This window comes from Sandarakinorhabdus rubra (genome assembly GCF_010994245.1).
Lineage (GTDB): Bacteria > Pseudomonadota > Alphaproteobacteria > Sphingomonadales > Sphingomonadaceae > Sandarakinorhabdus > Sandarakinorhabdus rubra.
Map to the genome: position 1 here is coordinate 1 of NZ_WMHO01000446.1, position 670 is coordinate 670.

Consider the following 670-nt stretch of genomic DNA (forward strand, 5'->3'; position numbering starts at 1 on the left):
CAGCCCGGCGCCTCCGCCGGCCCAGGCGGCGGCGCGGCCCATGGAGCCGGCTCTGGGGCCCGACGGCGTCAACCTCAAGCAGCTGCTGGCCGATCTGGAGCAGGCGTATATCCGGGAGGCGCTCACCCTGTCGGGCGGCACCATCGCCCGCACCGCCCGCCTGCTCGGGCTGCAGCGCACCACGCTGATCGAGAAGATGCGCCGTCTGGAAATGCAGCCGCGCGCCGCCTGAGGCGCCTCAACGATCCCGGTCAGCCGTCCACAGCGCCACCAGCTGGTCGATCTGGGTCTGCGCCGCGCGGGACAGGCCGACGCTGCGCTCCATCGCCGCAAACTGGCGGGTAAGCAGCGCCTGCCGCGCGGCGGCCTGTTCCTCGACCCGCTCCAGATCGCGGTTGGCCCGCGCCTGCTGGCGGGTCAGTCCCTCGTTCGCCGTCAACGCCAACTGGGCGATGCTGGCCAATCGGTTGGGCCGGGTCGGGCTGGCCGCGCCTGACAGTTCGCGCAGCAGCGCTTCGGCATCGGCAAGGCGCGTCGGCGGCAGGGCAGCCAGCCGGGCGCTGTCCACGGTGATGCTGCCGTCCCGCGCGATGCCGACGCCCAGATCAGCGAGGGTCAGCCCGTTCGCCTCTCCCACCTCGGCGCGCACCAGCCGGGCGATGCGCTGATC

General features: G+C 73.4%; 2 protein-coding genes. One reads left to right on the forward strand and one right to left on the reverse strand.

The window, feature by feature from the left end; all coding sequences use genetic code 11:
• Window positions 1-232, forward strand: a 232-nt coding sequence (locus tag GJV64_RS15185; RefSeq protein ID WP_328799213.1) for a helix-turn-helix domain-containing protein, incomplete at its 5' end; no start/stop codon positions are given.
• Between the two features lie 6 nt (window positions 233-238).
• Here the strand turns inward: GJV64_RS15185 and fliD are convergent.
• Window positions 239-670, reverse strand: a 432-nt coding sequence (gene fliD, locus GJV64_RS15190; RefSeq protein WP_164158361.1) for a flagellar filament capping protein FliD, incomplete at its 5' end; no start/stop codon positions are given.